The following is a 1,439-nucleotide window of genomic DNA, read 5'->3' on the forward strand; positions in this document are numbered from 1 at the left end:
TGCAAATGGTTGACATCGTCCTGCCAAATTTGAGATGAACCGTCTTAGGAAGCTTAACTTCCCTTGGAGAGATCGGAGTTGTGTCAGACTTTGCGTTGCATTTCAACAATTGCTTTAATTTTTATTGGGTCAATTTCAATACCCCTTTGACGGACAATGAATCCTAGGAATTTTACTGAAGAAACCCCGAAGGGACATTTCAGTGGATTCATTTTTAGGTTATACTTGCGTAATCTTTGGAAGACAGTTCGCAAGTCTTGTTCATGTTCGTGAGATAGGGTACTTTTGATGACAATATCGTCAATGTAACATCCCACCTCCTTCTGGAATTCATCAAAAATTTGGGTCATGGCCCTTTGATATGTAGCTCCTGCATTCTTTAATCCAAATGGCATTACTTTGTAGCAAAAGATGCCAAGTGGGGTTCGGAATGAGGTATGCTTTTCATCTTCAGAGGCCATTTTGATTTGATTATATCCGGATAATCCATCCATAAAAGAAAACATAGCATTGGTGGATGCTATATCAATCATAAGTTCAGGGATGGGTAATGGAAATTCATCTTTGGGACATGCTTTATTGAGGTCCCAAAAATCAATGCAAATGCGTAGCTGTCCGTTCTTCTTTCGAACTGGGACAATGCTAGCTATCCATGTAGGATATTGTTCTTCTCGAATGAAACCAACATCAATTAACTTTTTGGTTTCATTGATAACCGCCATCTCGAGATCATGTCTCATACGGTGAGGAGCTTGTTTGATAGGAGGTATTGTAGGGTTGAGAGAAAGTTTATGGGCGACAATTTCAGATGATAGCCCGGGCATTTCGGTATAATTCCAAGCAAAACAGTCTCGGAATTCCGTTAGGACTTTGGTAATTTGTGAGGCTTGTTGCTCAGATAAATTTTTGCTAATGAAAGTTGGTCGGGGATCAACTTCAGTTCCCAAATTTATTTCAAGCAAATCATCAAAGGCTGAGGTTAGAATTAATTCTGGTTCGGGAAATATGAAGGATGAAGGTTCATGATCTTCTGTCATAATGGTAGAAGATATCATGTAACAACTTCTTTTGGGATGATATCCCAAGCCTTGTTGGTTTGCATATGTAATGGGTCGCCATAGCCGTTTACATTTTAAGGCAAACTGTTTGGACCAAGATTTAGGCAAGCTACCTTTTTGCAACAAAGATGTTACTAGAGGAGAAGTGTAGTAGGAAATAGGAATTTCTTCTTCATTATCAGAATAATTTAAAGTTAATTCTACTACACGTTCCGTACATAGATCAAGAACAGAATAGAAAATAAGAGGTGTATTTGCATATCCTGATAAAAGAGGGATATTTTGACAACAAATGGCAATACTTGCTCTACAGCTCGTGGTTGTAGATTTTTTTGAGAAAAACTAAGTTTTGTTATGATTTGTAGAACATGCCAAGATAAT

The 1,439-nt window shown here is 37.9% G+C and carries 1 protein-coding gene; it reads right to left on the reverse strand.

The annotated features are described in order from the left end of the window. Nucleotides 1-83: 83 nt before the first annotated feature. Nucleotides 84-1,037 carry a reverse transcriptase family protein gene (locus FA727_RS25620; RefSeq protein ID WP_158318972.1) on the reverse strand — a complete coding sequence of 318 codons (954 nt, stop codon included), beginning with the start codon at nucleotides 1,035-1,037 and terminating at the stop codon, nucleotides 84-86. Nucleotides 1,038-1,439 lie beyond the last annotated feature (402 nt).

Origin of the sequence: Robertmurraya kyonggiensis, from assembly GCF_005116465.1 — a bacterium.
GTDB lineage: Bacteria > Bacillota > Bacilli > Bacillales > Cytobacillaceae > Robertmurraya > Robertmurraya kyonggiensis.

Excerpts from the sequence above, each read along its gene's own strand:
- FA727_RS25620 (WP_158318972.1), bottom strand. The coding sequence starts at position 1,037 with ATGACAGAAGATCATGAACCTTCATCCTTCATATTTCCCGAACCAGAA.